This window comes from Elizabethkingia argenteiflava (assembly GCF_009904105.1).
GTDB classification, from domain to species: Bacteria; Bacteroidota; Bacteroidia; order Flavobacteriales; family Weeksellaceae; genus Elizabethkingia; species Elizabethkingia argenteiflava.
Map to the genome: position 1 here is coordinate 1 of NZ_JAAABJ010000603.1, position 242 is coordinate 242.

1 protein-coding gene is annotated in these 242 nt (G+C 41.3%); it reads right to left on the reverse strand.

Features of this window, described 5'->3' with window-relative positions:
- Positions 1–102: 102 nt before the first annotated feature.
- Positions 103–237, reverse strand: a complete 135-nt coding sequence (locus GNY06_RS15275) for a transposase (protein ID WP_394350838.1) — start codon at positions 235–237, stop codon at positions 103–105.
- Between the last annotated feature and the right edge of the window lie 5 nt (positions 238–242).

Sequence of the window (242 nt, forward strand, 5' to 3'; positions counted from 1 at the left end):
GGTTATTGCCCCAGCGAATATTCTGGCTGTCCATAATACCAAGCGATGGCTCTGATTTTTGTCCTAGTTTTACTCGAAATTTGCCTCGTAAATGTTCCAACACTAGTTCGAATTGCCCCATATCTGCACACTTTTTATAATAATAGTACACCCCCGTTGCCACTTGGGGAAATCTTGGGGAAGCATACGCCATTGACAACCTGTTTTAACAAGGTAAAGAATACTGTTCCAAATAATCCGTA